At 30.6% G+C, this 22,912-nt stretch carries 22 protein-coding genes and 4 tRNA genes; 6 read left to right on the forward strand and 20 right to left on the reverse strand.

Features of this window, described 5'->3' with window-relative positions; all coding sequences use genetic code 11:
• Positions 1 to 49 precede the first annotated feature (49 nt).
• The 8 genes from HMPREF2663_RS01815 to hemE form a co-directional block, all read right to left on the reverse strand.
• Positions 50 to 125, reverse strand: a tRNA-His gene (locus HMPREF2663_RS01815).
• Positions 126 to 138: 13 nt separating this feature from the next.
• Positions 139 to 211: transfer RNA gene (locus HMPREF2663_RS01820), tRNA-Phe, on the reverse strand.
• Positions 212 to 221: 10 nt separating this feature from the next.
• A tRNA-Asp gene (locus HMPREF2663_RS01825) sits at positions 222 to 297 on the reverse strand.
• A gap of 14 nt (positions 298 to 311) precedes the next feature.
• Positions 312 to 385 (reverse strand) — tRNA-Met (locus tag HMPREF2663_RS01830).
• 314 nt (positions 386 to 699) lie between these two features.
• Positions 700 to 1,254, reverse strand: coding sequence for an RBBP9/YdeN family alpha/beta hydrolase (locus HMPREF2663_RS01835; protein WP_002490105.1), 555 nt, complete (start codon positions 1,252 to 1,254; stop codon positions 700 to 702).
• A 135-nt stretch (positions 1,255 to 1,389) separates the two neighbouring features.
• On the reverse strand, positions 1,390 to 2,787 hold the full coding sequence (gene hemY / locus HMPREF2663_RS01840; RefSeq protein ID WP_002486326.1) for a protoporphyrinogen oxidase: 1,398 nt from the start codon (positions 2,785 to 2,787) through the stop codon (positions 1,390 to 1,392).
• A 138-nt stretch (positions 2,788 to 2,925) separates the two neighbouring features.
• On the reverse strand, positions 2,926 to 3,849 hold the full coding sequence (hemH, locus tag HMPREF2663_RS01845; protein WP_002457872.1) for a ferrochelatase: 924 nt from the start codon (positions 3,847 to 3,849) through the stop codon (positions 2,926 to 2,928).
• Positions 3,850 to 3,925: 76 nt separating this feature from the next.
• On the reverse strand, positions 3,926 to 4,987 hold the full coding sequence (hemE, locus tag HMPREF2663_RS01850; RefSeq protein WP_176746323.1) for a uroporphyrinogen decarboxylase: 1,062 nt from the start codon (positions 4,985 to 4,987) through the stop codon (positions 3,926 to 3,928).
• A 291-nt stretch (positions 4,988 to 5,278) separates the two neighbouring features.
• On the opposite strand from hemE, the gene traP reads away from it, so the two are divergent.
• Positions 5,279 to 5,782, forward strand: a complete 504-nt coding sequence (gene traP, locus HMPREF2663_RS01855) for a signal transduction protein TRAP (RefSeq protein WP_002446747.1) — start codon at positions 5,279 to 5,281, stop codon at positions 5,780 to 5,782.
• Positions 5,783 to 6,217: 435 nt separating this feature from the next.
• On the opposite strand, the gene HMPREF2663_RS01860 is transcribed toward traP, so the two are convergent.
• Genes HMPREF2663_RS01860 through HMPREF2663_RS01870 form a run of 3 tightly spaced genes read right to left on the reverse strand, consistent with a single transcriptional unit; the run spans position 6,218 to position 8,850 of the window.
• On the reverse strand, positions 6,218 to 6,835 hold the full coding sequence (locus HMPREF2663_RS01860; protein ID WP_002446748.1) for a CadD family cadmium resistance transporter: 618 nt from the start codon (positions 6,833 to 6,835) through the stop codon (positions 6,218 to 6,220).
• Positions 6,836 to 6,893: 58 nt separating this feature from the next.
• Entirely contained in the window at positions 6,894 to 8,117 is a 1,224-nt protein-coding gene (locus HMPREF2663_RS01865; RefSeq protein WP_020363845.1) for an ABC transporter permease EcsB, read from the reverse strand.
• Complete coding sequence (locus HMPREF2663_RS01870) at positions 8,110 to 8,850, reverse strand: ABC transporter ATP-binding protein EcsA (protein ID WP_002457875.1); 741 nt, start codon at positions 8,848 to 8,850, stop codon at positions 8,110 to 8,112. The genes HMPREF2663_RS01865 and HMPREF2663_RS01870 overlap by 8 nt, the downstream gene beginning before the upstream one ends.
• A gap of 129 nt (positions 8,851 to 8,979) precedes the next feature.
• On the opposite strand from HMPREF2663_RS01870, the gene HMPREF2663_RS01875 reads away from it, so the two are divergent.
• The 4 genes from HMPREF2663_RS01875 to HMPREF2663_RS01890 all read left to right on the forward strand — a co-directional run bounded on the left by HMPREF2663_RS01875 (position 8,980) and on the right by HMPREF2663_RS01890 (position 11,752).
• Entirely contained in the window at positions 8,980 to 9,405 is a 426-nt protein-coding gene (locus HMPREF2663_RS01875) for an HIT family protein (protein WP_002446751.1), read from the forward strand.
• 76 nt (positions 9,406 to 9,481) lie between these two features.
• Positions 9,482 to 9,853 carry a YtxH domain-containing protein gene (locus HMPREF2663_RS01880; RefSeq protein ID WP_002446752.1) on the forward strand — a complete coding sequence of 124 codons (372 nt, stop codon included), beginning with the start codon at positions 9,482 to 9,484 and terminating at the stop codon, positions 9,851 to 9,853.
• Positions 9,854 to 10,018: 165 nt separating this feature from the next.
• Positions 10,019 to 10,579, forward strand: coding sequence for a DUF3267 domain-containing protein (locus tag HMPREF2663_RS01885; protein WP_002475873.1), 561 nt, complete (start codon positions 10,019 to 10,021; stop codon positions 10,577 to 10,579).
• A 201-nt stretch (positions 10,580 to 10,780) separates the two neighbouring features.
• On the forward strand, positions 10,781 to 11,752 hold the full coding sequence (locus HMPREF2663_RS01890) for a peptidylprolyl isomerase PrsA (RefSeq protein WP_070845660.1): 972 nt from the start codon (positions 10,781 to 10,783) through the stop codon (positions 11,750 to 11,752).
• Between the two features lie 156 nt (positions 11,753 to 11,908).
• On the opposite strand, the gene HMPREF2663_RS12045 is transcribed toward HMPREF2663_RS01890, so the two are convergent.
• The 9 genes from HMPREF2663_RS12045 to HMPREF2663_RS01930 form a co-directional block, all read right to left on the reverse strand.
• A complete protein-coding gene (locus tag HMPREF2663_RS12045; RefSeq protein ID WP_002440288.1) occupies positions 11,909 to 12,013 on the reverse strand; it encodes a type I toxin-antitoxin system Fst family toxin in 105 nt (34 codons plus the stop codon).
• Between the two features lie 171 nt (positions 12,014 to 12,184).
• A complete protein-coding gene (gene yhaM / locus HMPREF2663_RS01895; protein WP_002446755.1) occupies positions 12,185 to 13,126 on the reverse strand; it encodes a 3'-5' exoribonuclease YhaM in 942 nt (313 codons plus the stop codon).
• The gene (locus tag HMPREF2663_RS01900) at positions 13,123 to 16,062 is read right to left on the reverse strand and encodes an AAA family ATPase (RefSeq protein ID WP_070845662.1); all 2,940 of its coding nucleotides are present in this window, start codon (positions 16,060 to 16,062) and stop codon (positions 13,123 to 13,125) included. The genes yhaM and HMPREF2663_RS01900 overlap by 4 nt, the downstream gene beginning before the upstream one ends.
• Positions 16,052 to 17,248: a metallophosphoesterase family protein gene (locus HMPREF2663_RS01905; protein ID WP_002457879.1), complete on the reverse strand. Its 1,197-nt coding sequence runs from the start codon at positions 17,246 to 17,248 to the stop codon at positions 16,052 to 16,054. Before HMPREF2663_RS01905 ends, HMPREF2663_RS01900 begins: the two co-directional genes overlap by 11 nt.
• Before the next feature lie 271 nt (positions 17,249 to 17,519).
• Positions 17,520 to 17,864 carry a YlbF/YmcA family competence regulator gene (locus tag HMPREF2663_RS01910; RefSeq protein WP_001829805.1) on the reverse strand — a complete coding sequence of 115 codons (345 nt, stop codon included), beginning with the start codon at positions 17,862 to 17,864 and terminating at the stop codon, positions 17,520 to 17,522.
• A 72-nt stretch (positions 17,865 to 17,936) separates the two neighbouring features.
• Entirely contained in the window at positions 17,937 to 19,067 is a 1,131-nt protein-coding gene (locus tag HMPREF2663_RS01915; protein WP_070845664.1) for a DUF445 domain-containing protein, read from the reverse strand.
• A gap of 182 nt (positions 19,068 to 19,249) precedes the next feature.
• The gene (locus tag HMPREF2663_RS01920; RefSeq protein ID WP_001829807.1) at positions 19,250 to 19,714 is read right to left on the reverse strand and encodes an XRE family transcriptional regulator XdrA; all 465 of its coding nucleotides are present in this window, start codon (positions 19,712 to 19,714) and stop codon (positions 19,250 to 19,252) included.
• Positions 19,715 to 19,985: 271 nt separating this feature from the next.
• The gene (locus tag HMPREF2663_RS01925; protein ID WP_001829810.1) at positions 19,986 to 20,609 is read right to left on the reverse strand and encodes a response regulator; all 624 of its coding nucleotides are present in this window, start codon (positions 20,607 to 20,609) and stop codon (positions 19,986 to 19,988) included.
• Positions 20,602 to 21,735, reverse strand: coding sequence for a GAF domain-containing sensor histidine kinase (locus HMPREF2663_RS01930; protein WP_002475949.1), 1,134 nt, complete (start codon positions 21,733 to 21,735; stop codon positions 20,602 to 20,604). Before HMPREF2663_RS01930 ends, HMPREF2663_RS01925 begins: the two co-directional genes overlap by 8 nt.
• A gap of 158 nt (positions 21,736 to 21,893) precedes the next feature.
• Between HMPREF2663_RS01930 and HMPREF2663_RS01935 the strand changes: the two genes are divergently transcribed.
• Positions 21,894 to 22,718, forward strand: a complete 825-nt coding sequence (locus HMPREF2663_RS01935; protein ID WP_070845666.1) for an RluA family pseudouridine synthase — start codon at positions 21,894 to 21,896, stop codon at positions 22,716 to 22,718.
• Positions 22,719 to 22,912: the final 194 nt, after the last annotated feature.

The raw sequence follows: 22,912 nt of genomic DNA on the forward strand, positions 1-22,912 counted from the left end.
AGGCTGAGGTTTTGCCATTAAACTACACCCGCTTAATGAAATACGATTATGGGGCGGTTGAAGGGAATCGAACCCTCGAGTGTCGGAACCACAATCCGATGCGTTAACCACTTCGCCACAACCGCCAAAAATAGCGAATGGTTCAGGACAGAGTCGAACTGCCGACACATGGAGCTTCAATCCATTGCTCTACCAACTGAGCTACTGAACCATAATTGTAATGGCGGTCTCGACGGGAATCGAACCCGCGATCTCCTGCGTGACAGGCAGGCGTGTTAACCGCTACACTACGAGACCTAATAAAACATGTATTGCGGGAGGCGGATTTGAACCACCGACCTTCGGGTTATGAGCCCGACGAGCTACCGAACTGCTCCATCCCGCGCTAATATTATTTTTGACTACCCACTAATCATATCATTATATGGTTAATAATGTCAACACTTTATTTAAATTATTTTAACAATTTCTTTAAATGGTATTAAAGAAAACATGTAACACTTAAGGTTTAATGCCCTCTAAACAATTACCTATTAAGTATATTAACTTAAGACATAATAGTCAATATCGTTTTTCGATTTATTTGTGTAAAAAAATACTTCATATATCATTTTATAATTTTAATTACTAAATGATATGAAATGTTTTCAATAATATTTAATGTTTGCAAGTATAGACTAGGATAGATGTGTAAACATCCTACCTAGTCATATATCCTTGCATTCTGTTAATTAAAGAAGTAAATGTTACAAAACCTTCCTCTTCTAAAAAGTGTCCACCATCTTCTACTACACGTGTATGTCCATTAAGTGTATTCATCAGTCTTTGTGTTTCCTTGTATGAAACATATTGATCATCTTTAGACGTGAGTCCATAAAATTTATCTACTTGTTCTTTTATTTTATCGTAATCGATGGTTACCCCTTTTAAATCTACATCTTCATCTATGTCTTGTGCATCTTCTTTAAATCCTGCGATACTAAAGAAACCTTCAATGTGATGACGCGTTTCTTCAAGAAATTTTAAGGCAGCGATTGAGCCAAACCCGTGTGTCACAAAATATGTATCTTTTTTACGGATATGTAGTTGTTGTTTCATTTCATTAACCCACTCATCAATTTGTGCATGATCATTTGCTTCAAGATTGAATAAAGAAACATCATACCCTTCCAAAGTTAAGTTATGTCTTAACCATTCATACCAATGATTTTTAGAATTACCATGTTTTGAGTGTACAATAATAATGTCTGTCATCTGTCCCCTCACTCCTTTATTAATTCTATTGTAAGCAAAAACACTTTAAAAAGAAATCGAATAAGTTTTCTTGACATATATTTATAGCGTAAATCTAACTTATTACATTCTTCTAATTAAAGTGTCATCATACTATTATAACTCTTCTAATATTTCCTCAACTGCATTCTTTCCTTGTTGTATACAGTCAGGTAAACCAACAGCTTCAAACGGTGCACCTGTAACACGTAATCTAGGATAAGTTGTTTTAATATGTTGTTGAATTTCTTTAATCATTTTGATATGACCCACATGGTATTGGGGCATACTCTTAGGTAACCGATTTACAATTGTAAAATCAGGATCCCCTGAGATGGTCATCATTTGACTTAAGTCTTTTCTAACAATTGATACTATTTCTTCATCGGTGTGATCATCTACTACAGTATCACCTGGTTTTCCTATATATGCTCGAATTAAAACTTTACCTTCTGGAGTAGTAAATGGCCATTTCTTTGATGTCCAAGTACATGCAGTAATATCCGTTTGACTTGTTCTTGCAATAACAAAGCCAGTTCCATCGTACGTATTGGTAATATTTTTCTCATCAAACGCTAAAACAACTGTTGCGACAGTAGTAGAATCCATGTTCTTAAAGTAATCAAATGCAGGATCGTGACTAAACCAATTTAGAAATGCTTGATGTGGCGTAGTTACAAGTAAGCCATTAAATTTTTCTTTACTGTCATCTTCTAATAAAATTTCATAATCTTTTTGCGAAATCAATATATCTTTGACTGGCGTGTTATATCGTATGTCAACACCTTTACTTTCAATATCTTTAACAAGCGCCTCTATAAAAGAACTCAAACCATGTCTAAACTGTTTGAATTGTCCTTTAGGAGCACCTGGATATAATTGACGTTTCTTGATACGTTGTTCTTTTTCATCTTTCATTCCTTTAATCAAACTACCAAATTGTTCCTCTTTTTCTTTAAAATTAGGAAATGTACTCATTAGGCTCAATTGATCAATATCAGTACCATAAATACCACCCATTAGTGGTTCAATTAAGTTCTCTAATACTTCATTACCTAATCGTTGTCTAAAGAAACTACCAACAGAAATATCATTTTCAATTTCTATCGGTTTTTTAAACAAATCAAGTCCCGCTCTTAATTTACCAATAGGTGAAATGAGTCTTGTTTTAATAAATGGTTTAATATCTGTAGGAATTCCCATAATTGAGCCACCAGGAATAGGATATAATTTATTTTTAGCAAAAATATAAGATTGACCAGTAGTATTTGTAATAAGGTCATTTTCTAATCCAATATCTTTTGCCACATCAGTCATAATTGTCTTACGACCTAAATAAGACTCAGGGCCTAACTCAATTGTGTAACCATCTGATCTATATGTTTGAATCTTTCCACCTACTCTATTTGAGGCTTCGAAAATAGTTACTTCAATAGAAGGGTCTTGTTTTTTTATGAAATATGCGCTAGATAAACCAGTGATTCCCGCTCCAATAATTGCCACTTTCTTACTCACTTTTCTCACGCTACCTTTCAGAATTGCTTAAAAATTTATTAAAATACGCTATATACTGGTTCTAAAAAAGTATAAAAACAATTCCCCCTATTAAATGGAGGAATTGTTTTGTTTAATAGGTTTGGATGACAGACTCATTTATATATGTGATTGAATTTCGTCAACAATAGCACCGATAAATAATGGATGTGTGTTAGGCATTTCTGGACGATAGTAATTTACCCCAATATCGTCACAAACCACTTTACATTCATAATCATTATCATAAAGCACCTCTAAATGTTCACAAACAAAACCGACTGGCGTATAGATAAAGTGCTTATACTGATGCTCCTTATATAAATCACGAGTTAAATCTTGGACATCTGGACCTAACCAAGGTGTTCCAGTATTACCCTCTGATTGCCACCCTTCAGCAACATGGATAATATTAGATTCCTGTTTAAGAATTTCCGCTGTTTCATGCAATTCATGAGGATATGGATCATTATTTCTTTCAATTAAACCTTTTGGTAAACTATGTGCAGAAACTACTAATACAGTCTCATCATGTTCTTGACTAGGTATTTGTTCTAATGTTTCATTAATTTTTTCTGTCCAATATTTAATAAATTTTGGCTGTTGATAATAGTGTTTAATATGTGTTAACTGGATACCATATTCATCTGCTTTTTCTTGAGCACGTTGATCATAAGAGCCAACAGAAAAACTAGAATAATGAGGTGCAAGTACAACTGTTACTGCTTCTTTAATTCCATCATTATGCATTTGTTCTACTGCTTCTTCAATATATGGAGATATATGTTTTAATCCAAGATAAAGTTTAAAATTCACATCATCTCGTTCTTTATTTAGTGCGTCAAGTAATGCTTCCGCTTGACGATCGGTTGTTCCTGCCAAAGGAGAAAGGCCACCAATAAATTCATATCTATCCTTTAAATCTTGCAGTTCTTCTTCAGTTGGTTTTTTTCCACGTCTAATATCAGTGTAATAAGGCTCTATATCACTTTCTTTATATGGTGTACCATACGCCATTACTAATAAGCCTATTGTTTTAGTCATTAATAAAAACCTTCCTTTTAAATCTTTAATTTGAATCAATGAAGTAAGGTTTGGAATCTAACCAAATCTTTAAAAACTATTTCTCTGTATAATTATGAACAAATTCAGTCACTTTTCGCAAAGTTTCTGGTTTAACTTCTGGAAATACACCGTGACCTAAATTGAAAATATGCTTTCCGCGATCTAAACCTTGATTTAAAATGTCTTTGAGTCGTGATTCTATGACATCCCATGGAGCTAACAGTAAAGACGGGTCTAAATTACCTTGAATTGCTTTATTTACTCCCATTTTGTCAGCTTGCTTTATTGAAGTTCTCCAATCAAGACCTAGTACATCTATCGGTAAATCATTCCATTCATTAATTAAATGACTTGCACCGACACCAAAAAGAATGATAGGTACATCATAATAAGCTTTAATGCCAGAAATCAATTTATTCATGGCCGGCTTAATATAATAGCGATAGTCCTTCACATTAAGTGCACCAACCCATGAATCAAAAATCTGAATGATTTCCGCTCCTGCTTCAACTTGTGCTACAACATAGTCAATAGAAATGTCGACGAGATGATTCATTATAGCGAACCATGTTTCCTCATCTCTATACATCATCGCTTTAGTAAAATTATAATTTTTTGAAGGCCCCCCCTCAATCATATAAGATGCTAAAGTAAATGGTGCTCCTGTAAAACCTATTAAAGGTACATTAAGTTTTTCTTCTGTGAGTAACTTAATTGTATCTAATACATATGGGACATCTCTTTTAGGATCTATTTGCGATAGCTTTTCTACATCTTTAACAGTTTGAATAGGATTGGAAATTACAGGTCCTATCCCTGATTTAATTTCGACATCTACACCAATTGGTTTGAGTGGTGTCATAATATCTTTATACAATACTGCCGCATCGGTTTGATAATTATCTACTGGTAAATGTGTCACATATGCACACAATTCCGGTTGATGCGTGATTTCAAATAGAGAATATTTTTCTTTTAATTTTCGATACTCAGGTTGAGAACGTCCAGCCTGTCTCATAAACCAAACAGGTGTATGTGACGTACTTTCTCCTTTTATAGCTTTTAAAATTGTATCGTTTTTGCTGCGCACCCTTGAGTCCCCCCACAATTGAATCATTCTTACCAATGATAGCATATTGTACTTAATTAAGTATTTTAATATGCTTAAATGTCACAAAAAAGACATACTACATTTGACTGTATCAAGTGGATAAAATTCTTTAATAAGAGATCTTTTATTTTCTAAAAGTTGGATAGATATTAAATTACACGACTAATATTAAATAATTTATGATTTTGCTTAATTTGACATCTAAAAATAAGTTACTTTTTATACAAATTAATCAACTTTATTTGTATATAGAAAAGTAGGCTCGTATAATAAATTAAAACAAAGGAGGAATGAGCCATGTATTTATATACATCTTATGGGACTTATCATTTTTTAAATCAAATTAAACTTAATCATCAAGAACGTAGTTTATTTCAATTTTCTACTAATGATTCTTCAGTAATCTTAGAAGAGTCTGAGGGAAAATCAATCTTAAAACATCCTAGTGCATATCAAGTGATTGATAGCATAGGTGAATTTAGCGAACATCATTTTTATAGTGCTATTTTTGTTCCTACATCTGAAGACCATCGTCAACAGTTAGAGAAAAAATTATTACACGTAGACGTACCTTTAAGTAATTTTGGTGGTTTTAAAAGCTATCGTTTATTAAAACCAACTGAGGGGTCTACCTACAAAATTTACTTTGGTTTTGCAAATCGAACAGCATATGAAGATTTCAAAGCTTCTAATATATTTAAGGAAAACTTTTCAAAAGATGCATTGAGCCAATACTTTGGTGCTAGTGGTCAACATTCCAGTTACTTTGAAAGATATTTATATCCAATAGAAGATCATTAATTAGTTAAAACAAATTATATATTCAACAATTTTAAACACAGTTATTTAGTCTACTTATTAATTATAAGGATTGCTGTTAAGAGACATTTCAACTGTGGATAGATATCTATCAAATTGCATTTTCTATAGAATTTCTAAGTTCATTTTTCTATTTGTGGCAATTGTTTATACGACAAGATGCCTGTGACATCACACATGGTCATAGGCATCTTTTTGTATATAGTTAAATACTTTTACTTATTCTCATTTACAATGATTAAAACTCCGATTTTACTCTATCTTTAATTTAGCCAAGATGTATAACCTCTTAGCTATAGATTTAATTAGAGGCCATTTAATCCTCAAACTCATCTCAACTTTTATTTAAAAAAGTAACCTCCATATTTACTATGGAAGTTACCGAATGATTTATAGTTGTAATATAATCTCGTTATATTAAAAAACAAAATGAAAGAGTTTTTGAACTGTTCCGTTTTCAATGATAATGAATAGACCTAAACCAATATAGACTATTGACATTATCCACCTACTAAACCTTTCAATGATTTCACCTAGGCCAGGTATATTAGCTAATTTTTGAGCGGTAAAGACAAGAATAAAAATTAAGATTAAAAATGTGATTAAAGTAATAACTAATTCATAATTATTTATAGTAGTGAAATATGGTACAAATAATCCAATATTATCTGCACCACAACTTGCTAGTGTGACTACTGCAACAGATTTTGATAACTCAGATAATCCTTTTTTATTTAGTTCATCTTTAGCTCTTCTTTCCCCTTCACAATCATCGAATATAGCAACCTTAATTCCTAAATAAATTGGTATAAGACCAAGCAATCCTAAAATCCATTTATCTGGTACATAGTTAAGTACATAAGCCAAAAACAAACTGACAATAATTAAAGTTAATGACCCTAGATATTGTCCAATATAAATATCTTTGTACTGTTGATAATTGTTTGCTCTTGCAAAAAAGATTAATAATATGACTAATAAATCAACCGCTGTAGCAATATACAGGATGGCGGCTGTCGTTATCGTTTCAAACATTCAATCCCTCTTTTGACTATATTGAATTAAAATAAAGTTTACTCTAACTAAATTTGATTTAGTCACGTAATAATGTTTCTTGATATTTTAATTTTTTAATTGTATTTCGAATGGTTAGCCAACCTACTATAAAGAATAATACAGCAAAAAAGAATAATTCATGGTGTTTGATTACATATACAATCGTAAATGTAATAGCGATGATGATCATCAAGCGATTTAAAAATTGCTGATATCCTGTAATTACTTTTGTATCAGATACAGGCCAAACTTGAGGCCATAAACCGTATGCTTGCTGCGTATAAAATTGAGACATCTGTAATAAAATAATATACATAAACAAACTACCGATAATTAATGAAACAACTGGTTGTGATAACCATACCATTAATATCAAAGCGATAATAACTAATCTTAAAATAATAGAAAAAGCATCGCGTCCTCTGACAAAACTTCTTATAAATAAATATAAGTACATACGATTCTCATTGAATTTAGTGCCTTTAGGAACGGGTAGTAAGAAATCAAGATAACTACGACGTACTGCTGATTCTCTTAGGTGTTTTACATCTGTAAACATATTAACGAATTTATAATAATTTGTGTGGTGTTGTTGTTCAATTGCAATCACTTTTTCCCAAGGAAGCAAATAGTGATCCGCTCTACTCTTTAGGACTAAATAAATTACAAATAATAAAATCATTATTAAAAAAGCTAAATAGTTATGAAATTTTAAAATCATGTAATGCGTTACTGCTAAAGGTATAAATAATAATAAGTTGATAATGAACACATTTTTATTTAATTTAACCCATTGCCATTTGATGAGTAATACCAAATATGGATATAGCAATGTACTTATAGAAAATGCGATATAAAATCCATAATCACTGTGACTTAATTTATAAAACAATGGAAAGAACACGATTAGCAAAATGAATGGTAAACTGATTCTTGAAATATAACTATAAAACAGACTTGCTTTAATATAATTTTTCATGTGTCTTTCAAAAGGTAGTAAGAAGATTTGGTCCGCTTCTTTCAAGAGTGTACGAATTGGGAATAATGAAACAACAGCTATTGCTATACTAGCAAATAGTGCATAGTCTATTTGAGGAGGAATGTGACTTAACCATTCGCCGTATCCAAATATAAATGCTCCTAATAGTATAAGTAGAAAAACTGTAAAGTGACCATTAAATATAAATTTATTATAATAGTTTTTCTCCTTACGTATAGCGTGTTGTCGTTTTCTAAACAAAGTTAACGCCTCGTTATTCATAAGCACTACTACCTTGCGTGACATGAATGTAAATATCATCTAAAGTTTTATCTTTTAATCCTGTTTGTTCCCGTAACTCTTCAAGATTACCAAATGCAACAATTTCACCTTTATCCAAAATAATAAATCTATCACAATACCTTTCGGCTGTAGCCAAAATATGTGTACTCATTAACACTGTTCGATTTTCATTTCTTTTTTCTACCATTAAATCTAACATAGACTGTATCCCCAAAGGATCTAAACCGAGGAAAGGTTCGTCAATAATATATAATTCTGGATCAACTATAAATGCACAAATAATCATCACTTTTTGTTTCATCCCTTTAGAAAAATGACTTGGAAATACTTTAAGTTCATTTTCTAATCTAAAAACTTTAAGCAATGGTTTAGCTCGACGCATAGCCTCTTCTCTACTTAATTGATAAGCCATCGCCGTCATTTCAATGTGCTCCTCTAAAGTTAGTTCATCATAGATGACTGGTGATTCAGGTATATAAGATAACTTTCTTCTATAATTTTCAATATCTTCATTAATTCTAATATTTGAAATTGATAATTTGCCTTCCATTGGATTAATCAATCCTAGCATATGTTTAATTGTAGTACTTTTCCCTGCACCATTTAGACCTATTAAACCTACAATTTCACCTTTTTCTAATTCAAAATTCAAATCTTTAATTACAGGTTTTTTTCCATATCCGCCTGTAAGATGTTCAACTTTTACTGTCATAAGGCACCTCCATTGACTTTATTGTATCAAAAAAAATTATATAGCCCTAAAAATAATCTTTACAATGATGTAGTTTTAAAAAATGAATGATATAATATGAACAAACATTTGTAGAGGAGTGTCATTATTATGTCAGAAACGATATTCAGTAAAATTATCTCAGGTGAGATTCCTAGTTTTAAGATATATGAAAATGATTATGTCTATGCATTCCTTGATATATCTCAAGTTTCAAAAGGACATACGCTACTAGTACCTAAAAAACCTTCAGCAAATATATTTGAAACTGATGAAGAGACAATGAAACACATAGGGGTTGCTTTACCTAAAGTGGCAAATGCAATCAAAAAAGCATTTCACCCTGACGGCTTGAACATTATTCAAAATAATGGTGAATATGCCGATCAATCAGTATTTCACATTCATTTCCATTTAATACCGAGATATGAAAATGATATAGACGGATTTGGCTATAAATGGGAAACACATGAAGATGTAATTGATGATGAAACTAAACAAAAAATAGCAACACAAATTCAAGCACAAATGTCTTAATCATGCATATTTCTTGTTATACTGGGTATGAAATAACTATTACAATTATCCGACAAATAAAGTGAGGAGAATCATAATGAAAGTCTCAAGAATATTATTTGGTTTAGGTGTAGGTGCTGTTGCAGGATTTGCAGTTGCTTTAAGACATCGTGATGACCAAAGCGTAAAAAATCATACGATTGATGCTAGTCAACCCACTGGCGCTCAATCAGAATTACAACGTGAAATAGAGAATATGAAACAATCCTTCAATGATATTCTTAATTACGGTTCACAAATCAAGAATGAAAGTATTGAATTTGGAAGTTCAATTGGTGAAGAGTTTAAAGGATTGATTGGTAATTTTAAATCAGACATTAATCCAAACATCGAAAAATTACAAAGTCACATCGAAAATTTACAAAACCGTGGCGAAGATATTAGTAATAACCTTTCAAAAGATAAGTAGTTTAAAACTATGGCAACTAAGCCATAGTTTTTTTACTTCTAAATCATAGACAGCTCAAACTTTTCACTGAGCAAAACCAACAAATATTGGCAATATCTATTGACTATTGAGCAAAAGACATAGATAATACGTAACGAATATTAACATAGAGAAGAGGCATATATTATGTTTTTATGTACTCGGCAAATCGATATACATGCACGGTTCGGTATTCAAAGAATTGCATTTTTAAGTTTAGTTGCGACAATATTTACATTTTTAGTTAGTTATGAAGTGATGTATTATTTTTTAGATACACCACTTTCAGATAGACATTTTTTTGTACTCATAGTGTTTATATTGCTCATGTACCCTATTCATAAAATAGTACATCTTTTATTCTTTTTGCCCTATTATAAATCTTTTAAAATCCATAAATTATCTAGTAAGAAATGGGTACCATATTTTAATACTTATGTTAATACGCCAGTTCACAAAATTTATTTTTGTATTAATCTCATTCTACCCATCTTTTTCTTATCTGGCATCTTTATAATGCTAAGTATATATTTACCTCAATATGGACATTATTTTATGTTTTTATTATCACTTAACATAGGCTGTTCAATGATGGATATTTTATATTTAAAGATACTTTTATTTTCAAATGATGGACACTATGTCGAAGAACATCAATCGGGTCTTCATATTTTAAACAAGGTAGACAATCCTTATACACAACACTGATTTTTAAAATCATTTACAAAGATTAGATACAACATTCTTTATATTTATAAATAAAATATGCATAATTAAATCGCTATCAATTATGTAGCTATACCCCCTTTCCTTGTCATACTATAGTCTGAGGAAAGGGGTTTCTAATTGGTTGATGATTAATAATATGTTATATTTACGATGATTAATACATAAAGGAGCTATCAACTTATGAAATTAATGAATAAAATTATTGTACCCGTAACTGCAAGTGCACTTTTGTTAGGTGCCTGCGGTTCAAATGCAACTGAATCGAAGGATAACACACTTATTTCTTCTAAAGCTGGCGATGTTAAAGTTGCTGACGTAATGAAAAAAATGGGCAAAGAACAAATTGCTAACACATCTTTTAGCATTGTATTAAACAAAATTTTAGCAGATAAATATAAAGATAAAGTAGATACAAAAGATATTGATAAAGATATTAAAAAAGAAGAGAAACAATACGGTGGTAAGGATCAATTTGAAAGCATGCTAAAACAACAAGGTATGTCACTTGATGATTATAAAGAGCAGAAGAAATTATCAGCTTATCAGAAACAATTGTTACTAGATAAAGTTAATGTATCAGATAAAGAGATCAAAGAAAACTCTAAAAAAGCATCACACATTTTAATTAAAGTTAAATCTAAATCTAGCGATAAAGAAGGTTTATCAGATAAAAAAGCGAAAGAAAAAGCTGAAAAAATTCAAAAAGAAGTAGAAAAGAATCCAAATAAGTTTGGAGAAATAGCGAAAAAAGAATCAATGGATAGTTCTTCAGCTAAGAAGGATGGTTCATTAGGTTATGTGATTAAAGGTCAAATGGTAGATAGCTTCGAAAAAGCACTATTTAAATTAAAAGAAGGAGAAGTTTCTAAAGTCGTAAAAACAGACTATGGCTATCACATTATAAAAGCAGATAAAGAAACTGATTTTAATAGTGAAAAATCAAATATCAAACAAAAATTAATCGAAGAAAAGGTACAGAAGAAGCCTAAATTATTAACTGATGCATACAAAGAATTATTAAAAGAGTATAAAGTGGACTACAAAGATAGAGATATTAAAAAAGCAATTGAGGATTCTATTCTTGATCCAGATAAATTAAAACAACAACAACAGCAACAACAATCACAAGGTGGTTCTGGATTAACTAATTAAGGTTCGTAATTCCTTTCTAACTTGATTGTGCTAAGTTGAAATATTCATCACTCATGTTATAATAAAGTTAACAAAGATATCTATCATATATGCACTAACCCCCTTACTATGCCAGTAGTAAGGGGGTTTTAGTGTGGCTAAATTTAAAAATGTCGCCTATCGATGTTTGTCATTACGTTGACGTAGCCAATGCGTAAACAACGCAACTATACAACCACTAATAACAGTGGTGATGATGTGTACAAAGATATCTAAAATCATATATGCACCTCCTTCCCTTCGTCATATGACGCCTGAGAAGTAAAGTTAGGCGACTAATTTATTATAACACGTTGATTAACAAACATTAAAAAAGTACAAAGACTCTAAGAATAGATACTTCTTTAAAATTATCTATTCATTAAAAGCAACTTTGTACTATTGAACCTGAATTTAATCAAGTGTTGTTGGATTATAAAATTGTCTATTTTCTAAACCAAAAATTCTTTCTGTAAATTGACCTTTTTCTGTTTTTTTGAAAGCTTTATCAAACATGTTCATTTTAGCATCAATATTATCTATAAAATAAAGTATTTCAGCTTCCTTTAAATGAGGCAATTTAGGCGATCCGAACTCCATTTTACCATGATGCGCTAAAATCATATGTCTAAGTAACATTACCTCTTCTCCATCAATACCTAACTCTTTGGCTGTTTCAGCAACTTCATCACTTGCTATAGAGATATGACCAAGTAAATTTCCTTCAACAGTATAGGTCGTCGCAACTGGACCACTCAATTCTCTTACTTTACCTAAATCATGCAAAATGATAGCACTGTATAATAGACTTCTATTCAACAGAGGATAAATATCACATATAGATTTTGCTATACGCAACATTGTTAAAACATGATAACTTAATCCACTCGCAAAATTATGATGATGCGAACTTGCTGCTGGATAAGTGAAAAAACGATCTTGATACTTTTTAATTAAATGTCTAGTAATGCGTTGTAAGTTTGCATTTTCAATATCTAACATAAAATGCGATAATTCCTCTTGTATTTCTGAGGGCGACATTGGCGCACCGTCAACAAAGTCTTTAGTTGACACTTTGTCTTCAGCTTGTGCAAGACGTATTTGATGTATTTTCATCTGTTTGCGTCCACGATAATTGATGATATCACCTTTGACATGAACTATTGTTTCTGGCTTTAAAGTTTGCATATCATCTTTCGTAGCAGTCCATAATTTAGCTTCAATATCACCACTTTTATCTTGCAGAAATAGTGTCATGTAATCTTTACCCTGAGCTGTAACACCTTGAGTTGCACGATGAATCAAGAAAAAATGATCCACTGAGTCGCCGGGATTTAATTTTTCTACATTTCTCATTTTTTCCCGCCTTCCTGTAATTTATTTAAAGTTAATACTTCTTTGGCCGGTATGACATGATCTTTTGTACAAGTAAAATAAAGTATTTGATAATGTTCTGATAGTTCTCTCAAATATTTCAACATACGCTCTTTACGATATTTATCAAAATGAACAAATGCATCATCTACAATCACTGGGAATGGATAGTACGGTTTTAATACTTTAATAAGACTAATACGTAAAGCCACATATAATAATTCTTTTGTAGATTGACTCAACTCAACTGGCTCAAATACTTGTCCGTTAGAATGCTTTACATGTATTTTATGATTTTCAGTATAATGAATCATATTGTAAGTACCATTTGTTAAATTTTTAAAAATAGATACAGCTTCATTAATCACTTGTGGTAGACGCTTATCCTTTATTTGCTTGATATGTTCTTCCACTAAAGCTTGCATATAACTTAAGCTTGCCCAATCCTTAGCAATATCGTTAAGTCTATTTTTTAAGCTATAATATTCATGTCTTAATTGTGCTAAAGTTCTATCTGTTTCCATATGATTAATCTGAGCATTTAAATCACTAACTTCTGCCTGCATTTCTAAAAATTGATCATTGTAATCGTCAACTTGTTTAGCCAATCTATGATCTTCTTCTTCTAGTTGAGCAGTAGTTTTCTCACTTAATTGCGAACTCATTTCATAAGTATAATTTTGATTTTCTAAATATTGATTTAAATCATTAAATCGATTTAAATCATTTTGATAGGTTTCAAAATGATGATGATGTGTATAATAATCTTCTTCATTATCTACATCAACATAATCAAATAATTCCTTAATCATTTGATTCGTTTCACTTAAGCGTGACTTCAATTGCTTTAATTCATTATTGAGTAATTGCATTTCATTTTGATTTTTATTCCAAGCCTCATTTTGTTCCTCTGCATTTTTTAACCACTGTTTCAAATCATGGAAGAAAGACATCTGATTAAATTGTTTTAGATGTGGTTCAGTTACAGATTGTGCACGTTCATAAAAGTGATTGATATCTTTTAGTAGATTCTTGCGTTGTTGATTTAAATCAATAATGTATTTATCATGCGCTTTAATTTGACTAATGGTTGAGACACTCTCAACCACTAATTCATCTGAAAGTTTTTCTGATAAATGTAACTCTTTTTTTATTTCAATGATGCTATTTTTTAGACTATCAAGTCGCTCATTTGCAGTCGTTAATGATTGATTGATATATTGATGTTTTTCTTCAAGTATTTTTTTATTTTTCTTGGCATGGCGCCATTGTTCACGAACTCGTTGTTGATGTTCTAAATCGAAGTCAAGATTATATTCTTTTTCAAGTTGTGTGAGTTGGTTTTCTAAATCATTAATTTCTTGACTTATTGCTGTGCTATAATCTACTGCTTTAGATTTAGAAAAGATGATACCTACTACAAAAATCACAGTTAATAGAGCAAATATTACTCCAAAAATAAGATTTGCAGTGAAAAAAGAAAATATAGAAAGTGCTGCTGCTAGAATAGTCAAAACAATAAATCCTATTCTTAAAAACTTTTGTCTTTTATTTTTTTGTGTTTGTTCTTCTTCAAAAGTTTCTTTTAACTTTTCATATAAGTTCTCTTTTTCATGTAATTCTAAAACTTGTTGTGTATATTCCTTTTTCTTGTCAAAGGTTTCGTCAGGAACAAGCTCATTCTCAACTTGATTAATCTCATTAGAATTAGAGTTTCTTTCAATTTTATTTTCTTCAAGTCCACGTTCTAACTGGTTGATATAAGCATTTTGTTCTTGCTTGCCTAACACTAAATCACTCATATGACTTTTCATCGCTTCAGTACTATCTGTGTCGTAAAACACTTCTTGCCAACCGATATTAGATTGAAGAGCTTCTAGTTCACGTTGCTTATCAGCAATATCTTTCTCAATTGAACGTAACTCAAATTCTTTTTGTTTAATTTCAGTCTCTTGTTGATAAAGGCTATTAAATGAATCAATATACTTTTGGTCTACTGGATTGATAGACTCCGCCTCTTTATTTAATAAGCTTAATCTTTCTTCTCGCAAACTTTTATCTCGTTCAAGTGATTGTTTGTGAGATTTGGCAGTTTCGTATCTATCTATCCCTTTTTCAGGAAAATTTATAGGCTCTATATTAAGTGATTGTTCCAACCTTTTCCATTCTTGTGTTTGATCATGTAGAGCAACCTCTTTTTGTTTTCGCTCATGCATTTTTGATAATTGATTTAAATTTTGCTTCAAATTTTCTAGTCTTCTTGATGATTTATCTTTATCGTCTACAAGCCGATGATATGTATCAAGTTTACTTTCTTCATTTCGAATTTGATTTTCTAATTGTTTAAGTTGCTCAATTTGTTGATTAATAATTGGATTTTTTCCAGATTTTTTATATAATTCTTCTTTCTTTTGTCCAATTCTATCTCTCATACTTGTAAATTCAGTTGACCCAAGTGCACCTGCTTCTAATAAGTAATCTTGTAGCTGTTCTTCATCTAGATTTTTATGAATATCTTGAAGACCTAAAACGTCAAAAGAGAATATACCTTGATATGTTTTCTTTGAAATGTAATTAAGTTTTTTATTTAGCCAAACTTCATCTCGTATAGTACCATCTTTAAGATAAATTTTGACATCTCCATGTGCACTTCCCTTGATTCTCTCAACTTCTGCTTCAATGCCATCGTCGAAAATGAGGGATAATTTCCCGCCATATTGATTACCTAATCTTGGTTCTAAACGTGGTTCTTTGGACTTTTTAGTAGGAAATCCGAACAAAATAGAGTGAATAAATGCTTGAATGGTAGATTTACCAGCTTCATTCTCACCAAATATCTCAGTGAATTGACGATTAAATTCAATTTTACGTTGAACAAATTGGCCGTATCCGTATATTTCTAATGATTTAATTATCATTTTGTTCACCTCTCATTTCATCCTTTAAAAGGCTTTCTGCATGATTGACTAACTCAACTTTATCAAATTCATTGTAGTCATCTAAAAACTTAGAAGCCCTTGGATTTAGATATAAATCAGTCATTGCCGAATCAAAAAGTGACGCATCATCAAGTAATTCCGGTGAAAACTCTTTCACTATTGGCATTTCATCATTTTGAACATATTGAAGATTTAAATCTTCAATAAAAACAAATTGGTTTTCGTTTTCTTCGAACTCAGTAATCATTTCTTTTAGTTGAATTAAATCTTGTGGTGCAATTATGTCTTCACTATTAATGCGTACGTTCAATCTATAAAATGATTTACCTTCAGGTCTTACTTTATCTTTAAAAGATTGAATAACATCATAAAGTCCTTGTTTAGATGTATGATCAGTTTCAATTGTAGCTTCTTCAAATTTAATAAATTGAGTAGGATAAAATTGTGAAGTGAGTTTAAGGTGATCACCTTCCACCAATAGACAACCTTTTTCTCCTAATTCATTGAAATGTCTTCCTTGGATATTACCTGGATAGTTAATGACTGGCATATCACTTAACTGTTGACGTTGGTGTATATGTCCTAATGCCCAGTAGTGGTATAAACGTTGATTTAAGTCTTCTAATCTAAATTCAGTATAACGGTCTTTCACCGAAGATTTACTATAAGTTCCATGTAATACACCAATATGAATGCCCTTTTGACCTTGACTCGATGGGTATGCGTCTATTTTATTTTCATAACTCGCATCATTTTGATAGCTGAATCCATGAATATAAATCGTTTCTCCTGATTTAGTAATAGCTTGATATGTCTCCACTTGATTTGAAAATACGGATACGTTATTAGGCCACTGACTTGTTATTTTAGAAGTAAGAGGATCGTGGTTGCCATGGCAAATATAAACAAATATTTGTTCTTTTCTTAGTCTTTCAAATTGTTCATTTAAAAAGACTTCAGCACGCAATGTACGATTCTCACTATCAAATAAATCACCTGCTATAATAATAAAATCGACTTCCTGTTTTAAAGCTAAGTCGACTATGTTTTTAAAACTTTCATATGCACTCTTTTGGACATCTTCAAAAATATTTGGACTGAGATAACTTTTAGATTTGAAAGGACTGTCCAAATGCAAATCAGCACAGTGTATAAATTTAACCATAAGTTTGATTCTCCTTAGAATATCTGCAAAGTTAATTAAAAAAATGTACAAGATTATTTATGCATTAATGTGATGCATAAAGTATATAAACTAAAATTTTACAGTATGAATGATGAGAAATATTTTTTCCTTATATTCTTTCATTTTACCATATCTGTTTGTTGACAGTCGATGAAGAATGCATTGATTTAAAAATAATAAGACATAAATAAGAAAGCCTGGAACAATTATTATGTCCCAGGCTCAATCAAAGTAGATATTGATTAACTAATTAGTCAGCGTAAATTTCATCTAAAGGTTTTACAATGATTTGATTAATTTCTTGGAATACTTGGCTCATTTTTTGCTCAGCATTCATTAATTCAGAAATATTTTCGTCTTTTTCTATAGCTTGAGCTTGTTCTTGAGCTTTTTGTAAATCTTCTTCAGGAATTTCTTCCCCTTGCATTTGTTTTTGTTGGAAGCTCATTTGAGTTTCACGGAATTCATCAAATAATTTTTTTGATTCTTCATTTTCTTTTACTTTAGCAAATGCATCTTTGATAGCTTTATATTCATCACTATCTCTTAAAGCTTGTTCTAATTGATTTGCATAATCATATAAATTTACTGCCATAAGTCTTTGCACTCCTTTGAGTTAATTTGTGTTTTTAACCACTCGTAGAATACTTTAACATATCTGTCACCATTAGACAAAGATTGCAATTACTCCTTGGAAAAATCCAATGATACCTCCTAATATAAATCCTAATGTCATGATTAATTTTAATTCTTTGTTGGCAATTTCAATAATTAGATTTTCAATATACTTTAAGTCGAATGTATTAATCTGTTCTTCAATTAATTGACGTAAATTAATCTTTTTCATAATGTTTGTTAAATGTTTTGAAGTACCTTTAATAATTAAATCAGTCATACGTTTTGATGTATCATCTTCTAGGAATTGAATAAACTGCGGAACAATTTGGTTAATAGGTCTCTGTGTTTTATCTTTTAGATTTAGATAAGTTTTTAATTCATTAAGTACTAATTGACTATAATTTTTAAATTGTTGTGCTTTAATGATTTCATCTAAGTTCTTATCTTTAAATGTTTCATACTCACCATTTAATACTTTAGTAATTATTATTTGAGATTGCGGATGTTGAGTTAGTCTAATCAACTCTTGTTGAATTCTATCAGCAATGCTTTCTTTTGTCATAAACATCTGTAGTAAACCAATGATGCGTCCCTTTTCATTGAAAAATGTGTCTAACATTTCATAAATATCACGTTCACCTTTTTCAGAACTTAAATAATTTCTAGCCCTTTCACATAAGAAGTCAGTAATATATTCTATTTGACCTTTACATTGGTCTAAGAAAGACTGAGGTAATATTTCACTTAACTTTCTGTATTTATTTTTCTCATACCAAAAGTTTAGTTTACTTAAAACTTTAGTAGTCAATTTATAATCTACCAACTCATTAACATCTATTCCTAAAAATTTAGCTATATTTTTAATTGTCACATCATCATTTTTTAATTTACTTATTTGTTTTTGGATTAGTTGCTGTATCATATTTCTCGATTGTTGTTGATTTAGCTTCTGTCGAATTAATTCTTCAGTAATAAGATGTTCCTCAATAACTTGTCCAATTTTTCTAGCGATTTCCTCACGACGTTTTGGAATCAAACCTGGTGTGAATGGAATACGAAACCTAAAAATATAATACGGTTTGAATGGATGAAATAACATTTTAATTGCAATCATATTAGTTACTCCACCAATTATTGCTCCTAAAATTATCATAAAAACTACTAATAATATGGAATGCATCGTTTAAACTCCCTTTTAATAGAAAATGTTTCAAAACTATTTCATTTTACTCACTTATAAAAAAACGATGAAACCAAAAAGTTGTCTCATTGTCTAACACTTATGCTCCTGAATTTTTTATGATATTAAGATCAAAGTGATTCAATCATAAAATGATTCTTCTATCACTTATGTATTTATGTCTATACGTGTATTAATTCTTCTTTAGCATTTCTATTGAAGTAAGTTTCAGCTTCTCTCATTTTTGAAGTGCCAAAGATCGGTTGTTTTTCATTATTAAGAACACGATAAATGTTACTTACTTTATTACTTTGTAAAATGAAACCATTACGTGTATCAATAGTATTCCAGTAAATATCACTTGTTGTTGAGTGATTTGGATAAGCACAATGGTTTCTAGAAATTGTTTGTACGATTTCAAGCGGGTCACAACCGAATGTACTATTTAATACATCTGAATCTCTGAATAAAGCACAAATTGATACGCATGTAGTCCAGTTTGGTAGAACTCTTTCTTTTTCAATTTGAACCAATGTTTTCTTGGAAAGTCCAATGGTTTGTGCCATTGTATCTTGAGTATAGCCTGCTTCTATACGGACCATCTTAAATTTTGTTTGAATTAAATCTGTGAAACTCTGTCTATCCATTCTATTTATCTACCTTTCTCATTGGAAATATTTTATCCGGACACAAGAAATTGCAATAATACACATTTCTTGAAACACAAATTACATCTTAATATATTTTCAATAAAAATAAAAGAGTAAATACGTTTTTGAGTCTATTTTTATAATAGGCATAATTATCAAAATAATTAGACAGTAATATTAATCTACAAGCAGAATTATAATTGCTGTAAGTGTTATTGGCTAAAAACTCAACTTAACACAATTACATTCATAAAAATTAAAATAATTTTTAAATCAATTTATTTTCCATTGCATAAATAGCGGCTTGAGTTCTATCGGAGACTTCTAGTTTGCTAAAAATATGACTCACATGTGTTTTTACTGTCTTTTCTGATACAAACAATGCTCTTGCAATTTCTTTATTTGTTTTACCTTTAACCATTTCTTTAAGTACTTCTTTTTCACGTTTAGATAACTTATTCGTATAATGTGGTTTTTTTGATACGGCCTTAATCACGCTTTTAGCTTGAGGATGTATGATACGTTCACCTTGCAAAACTTTATGAATTGTCTCAATTAACTTTTGAGGTTCAACATCTTTCATTTCATACCCATCAGCTCCTTTATCAATAGCTGAAATAACATGTTCATCATCTACATAGCTCGTAAGTACTAATACTTTGATTTCAGGATATTGTTGTTTGAGTATTTCAGTAATTTCTATACCATTCATCTCTGGCATTACTAAGTCTAGAAGCACGATGTCCGGTCTTTCATTGTTTTTTAAATAAGATAAAAATGTTGCACCATCTTTAAAACCCTTTAAAACTGATAAATCATCTACAGTTGATAATAAAAATTCTAAACCTTGCCTTACAATATAGTGATCATCGACGAGAATGACTTTATGCATAAGGATGCTCCTTTAATTTCAATGGAATTTTAATATAAATCCGAGTGCCATGATTTATTTTTGATTCTATAGTAACTTTACCGTTCAAATACTGTGTACGTTGCTTTATGTTTTTTAAACCATTAAATAAAAACGTATTAATTGATTGCGTGTCAAAACCTTGACCGTTATCTCTAATATCTATCTCAAGATATTCAACATTTTGTGATAAATCAAGATAAACTTTGTTGGTTTTAGCGTGCTTAATAACATTATTCATTGCTTCCTGAATAATTCTGTATACATTTTCTTCGATATCATTAGATAAATCTATTAGTCCATTAATAGTCACTTTCAAATCTAGTCCTAACATTTTACTATAATAGTGTAATGCATGGATTAAGCCTTGCTCTAATCCAACTGGTTTTAGTTGCCAAATCAGTGCTCTCATTTCATTTACTGCATTTTGACTTGTTTCCTCAATAGTCTTAAAAGCCTTTTGCGCTTGCTCGTCAGTAGTTATCCCTTTTGCAGCGTGAGCCGTTAATTTTAAAGAAAATAACATTTGATTTACTGAATCATGTAAGTCTCTAGCTAGTCGATTACGTTCATTAATTTTGGCATTTTCTTTTTCTTTATTAGTTAGCTGAATTCTCTTTATAGCTGAACCAATTTGAAATGCTACAGATTCTAATAGTTCTAAATCTTCTTCACTATAATGTTCTTTGTTGGGAGATGCTACGTTAAGCAAACCGAATCTTTCACTCCCAGACTGCAATGGAACAGTAGCATGGTGAGTAATATGATTCGTTTCTTTATCATAAGCATGATTAGCTAAATTGATTCTAGAACAATTTATTATATTAGAAGCTTTAGTTAATTTATGATTTTGATATGCTTGCACACACCAGCAAGAACCATTTGTCAAATAGTAACAAGAGTTTTTAGATAAAGCTTCAGGTAAATCTACAGAGGAAACTAAATCATGGTGCCCCTCTTCATCAATATAGAAAATCCAACCAGTTGAAAAGTCGCTCCCATTTATAAGTAAACGCAAAGCCCCTTGCATCATGCTATATATTTCAGTTTCTTCATTTAGAAATTCGGCTATTTCCTTAAGTAATGCAAGTCTAGTTGGTTTCTCCATTATATCCCCTCAAATTTAACATTTTATCATTATTATACAACTCATTCTTTATTTTTAAAAACTCACAATGCCGATGTTATTAAAACTTTCAAAATAAAACAAGTTATAGAGTCGCACAAATATATGATATGATAGAACTGAATTTATAGGAGGAAAAAATGAAATTTACAATACCTAAACAATTTAACGATTATACATTGAGAGAGATTTTTCAATATTTAAAATTACCTAAAAAGGACTTACATCAACTGAATATGTCTAAAGAAATCTTAATTAATGAAGAGTACGGTACATTATTAAATAATGTTAAAACCGGTGATTATGTTGAGATACCAACACCTAATGAAGTAAGTAACTATTTACCAAGTTATCGATATGCTCAAATTTATTACGAGGATGATGACTTGGCCATTGTCATGAAACCAAAGGGTGTTAAAACGCATCCCAATGATTTAAAAGAGAACAACACACTTATGAACCATGTGATTTACACTGTTGATAGTGAATATGTTGAGCCCATACATCGATTAGATCAAGAAACAGTAGGTTTATTGATAGTTGCTAAGAATCCGCTTATGAAAAAAATCTTAGACCGAATGTTAGAATATAATGAAATTACGCGTATATATAAAGCAAATGTAAAAGCGTTGTTACCTATTAAACCACAAACGATAGATATGCCTATTGGTAAAGATAAATTTCATTCAAACAAACGAAGAATTTCCAACACAGGTCAACGTGCAATCACTCACATTATTGACTCTAAAATGATTAAAGAGGGTGTATGTCAACTGGACATTAAATTAGATACAGGTCGAACACACCAAATTCGTGTGCACCTTGCTGAGATTGGCCATCCAGTTATTGGGGATCCACTTTATGGAACTTCAACATTACGACAATTAGAGCTAAATAGTCATCAAATTGAATTTACTCATCCACTGACTCAAGAAATTATTTCTGTAAGTCTAGATGATAAATAGCAATATTTCGATGTTATCATGAGCATTAAGTTAAATATCGAATTAAAAACTATATTATTTTGACTATTAATTAATGAAATTGGATAGAATGTTTTATTAAAAAAGTCAACATAACACCTAATTTCATCTTTATCACTGACTAACTACTAATATAGAGGCTGGGACATAAAGTTCTAGGATAAGTAAATAAAGAC

It is taken from the genome of Staphylococcus sp. HMSC077D08 (assembly GCF_001837945.1).
GTDB classification, from domain to species: domain Bacteria; phylum Bacillota; class Bacilli; order Staphylococcales; family Staphylococcaceae; genus Staphylococcus; species Staphylococcus epidermidis.

Coding starts and splice junctions, on each gene's coding strand:
- HMPREF2663_RS01835 (WP_002490105.1), bottom strand. CDS start 1,254: ATGACAGACATTATTATTGTACACTCAAAACATGGTAATTCTAAAAAT.
- hemH (WP_002457872.1), bottom strand. CDS start 3,849: ATGACTAAAACAATAGGCTTATTAGTAATGGCGTATGGTACACCATAT.
- hemE (WP_176746323.1), bottom strand. CDS start 4,987: ATGATTCAATTGTGGGGGGACTCAAGGGTGCGCAGCAAAAACGATACA.
- traP (WP_002446747.1), top strand. CDS start 5,279: ATGTATTTATATACATCTTATGGGACTTATCATTTTTTAAATCAAATT.
- HMPREF2663_RS01860 (WP_002446748.1), bottom strand. CDS start 6,835: ATGTTTGAAACGATAACGACAGCCGCCATCCTGTATATTGCTACAGCG.
- HMPREF2663_RS01865 (WP_020363845.1), bottom strand. CDS start 8,117: ATGAATAACGAGGCGTTAACTTTGTTTAGAAAACGACAACACGCTATA.
- HMPREF2663_RS01870 (WP_002457875.1), bottom strand. CDS start 8,850: ATGACAGTAAAAGTTGAACATCTTACAGGCGGATATGGAAAAAAACCT.
- HMPREF2663_RS01875 (WP_002446751.1), top strand. CDS start 8,980: ATGTCAGAAACGATATTCAGTAAAATTATCTCAGGTGAGATTCCTAGT.
- HMPREF2663_RS01880 (WP_002446752.1), top strand. CDS start 9,482: ATGAAAGTCTCAAGAATATTATTTGGTTTAGGTGTAGGTGCTGTTGCA.
- HMPREF2663_RS01885 (WP_002475873.1), top strand. CDS start 10,019: ATGTTTTTATGTACTCGGCAAATCGATATACATGCACGGTTCGGTATT.
- HMPREF2663_RS01890 (WP_070845660.1), top strand. CDS start 10,781: ATGAAATTAATGAATAAAATTATTGTACCCGTAACTGCAAGTGCACTT.
- HMPREF2663_RS12045 (WP_002440288.1), bottom strand. CDS start 12,013: ATGATTTTAGATATCTTTGTACACATCATCACCACTGTTATTAGTGGT.
- yhaM (WP_002446755.1), bottom strand. CDS start 13,126: ATGAGAAATGTAGAAAAATTAAATCCCGGCGACTCAGTGGATCATTTT.
- HMPREF2663_RS01900 (WP_070845662.1), bottom strand. CDS start 16,062: ATGATAATTAAATCATTAGAAATATACGGATACGGCCAATTTGTTCAA.
- HMPREF2663_RS01905 (WP_002457879.1), bottom strand. CDS start 17,248: ATGGTTAAATTTATACACTGTGCTGATTTGCATTTGGACAGTCCTTTC.
- HMPREF2663_RS01910 (WP_001829805.1), bottom strand. CDS start 17,864: ATGGCAGTAAATTTATATGATTATGCAAATCAATTAGAACAAGCTTTA.
- HMPREF2663_RS01915 (WP_070845664.1), bottom strand. CDS start 19,067: ATGCATTCCATATTATTAGTAGTTTTTATGATAATTTTAGGAGCAATA.
- HMPREF2663_RS01920 (WP_001829807.1), bottom strand. CDS start 19,714: ATGGATAGACAGAGTTTCACAGATTTAATTCAAACAAAATTTAAGATG.
- HMPREF2663_RS01925 (WP_001829810.1), bottom strand. CDS start 20,609: ATGCATAAAGTCATTCTCGTCGATGATCACTATATTGTAAGGCAAGGT.
- HMPREF2663_RS01930 (WP_002475949.1), bottom strand. CDS start 21,735: ATGGAGAAACCAACTAGACTTGCATTACTTAAGGAAATAGCCGAATTT.
- HMPREF2663_RS01935 (WP_070845666.1), top strand. CDS start 21,894: ATGAAATTTACAATACCTAAACAATTTAACGATTATACATTGAGAGAG.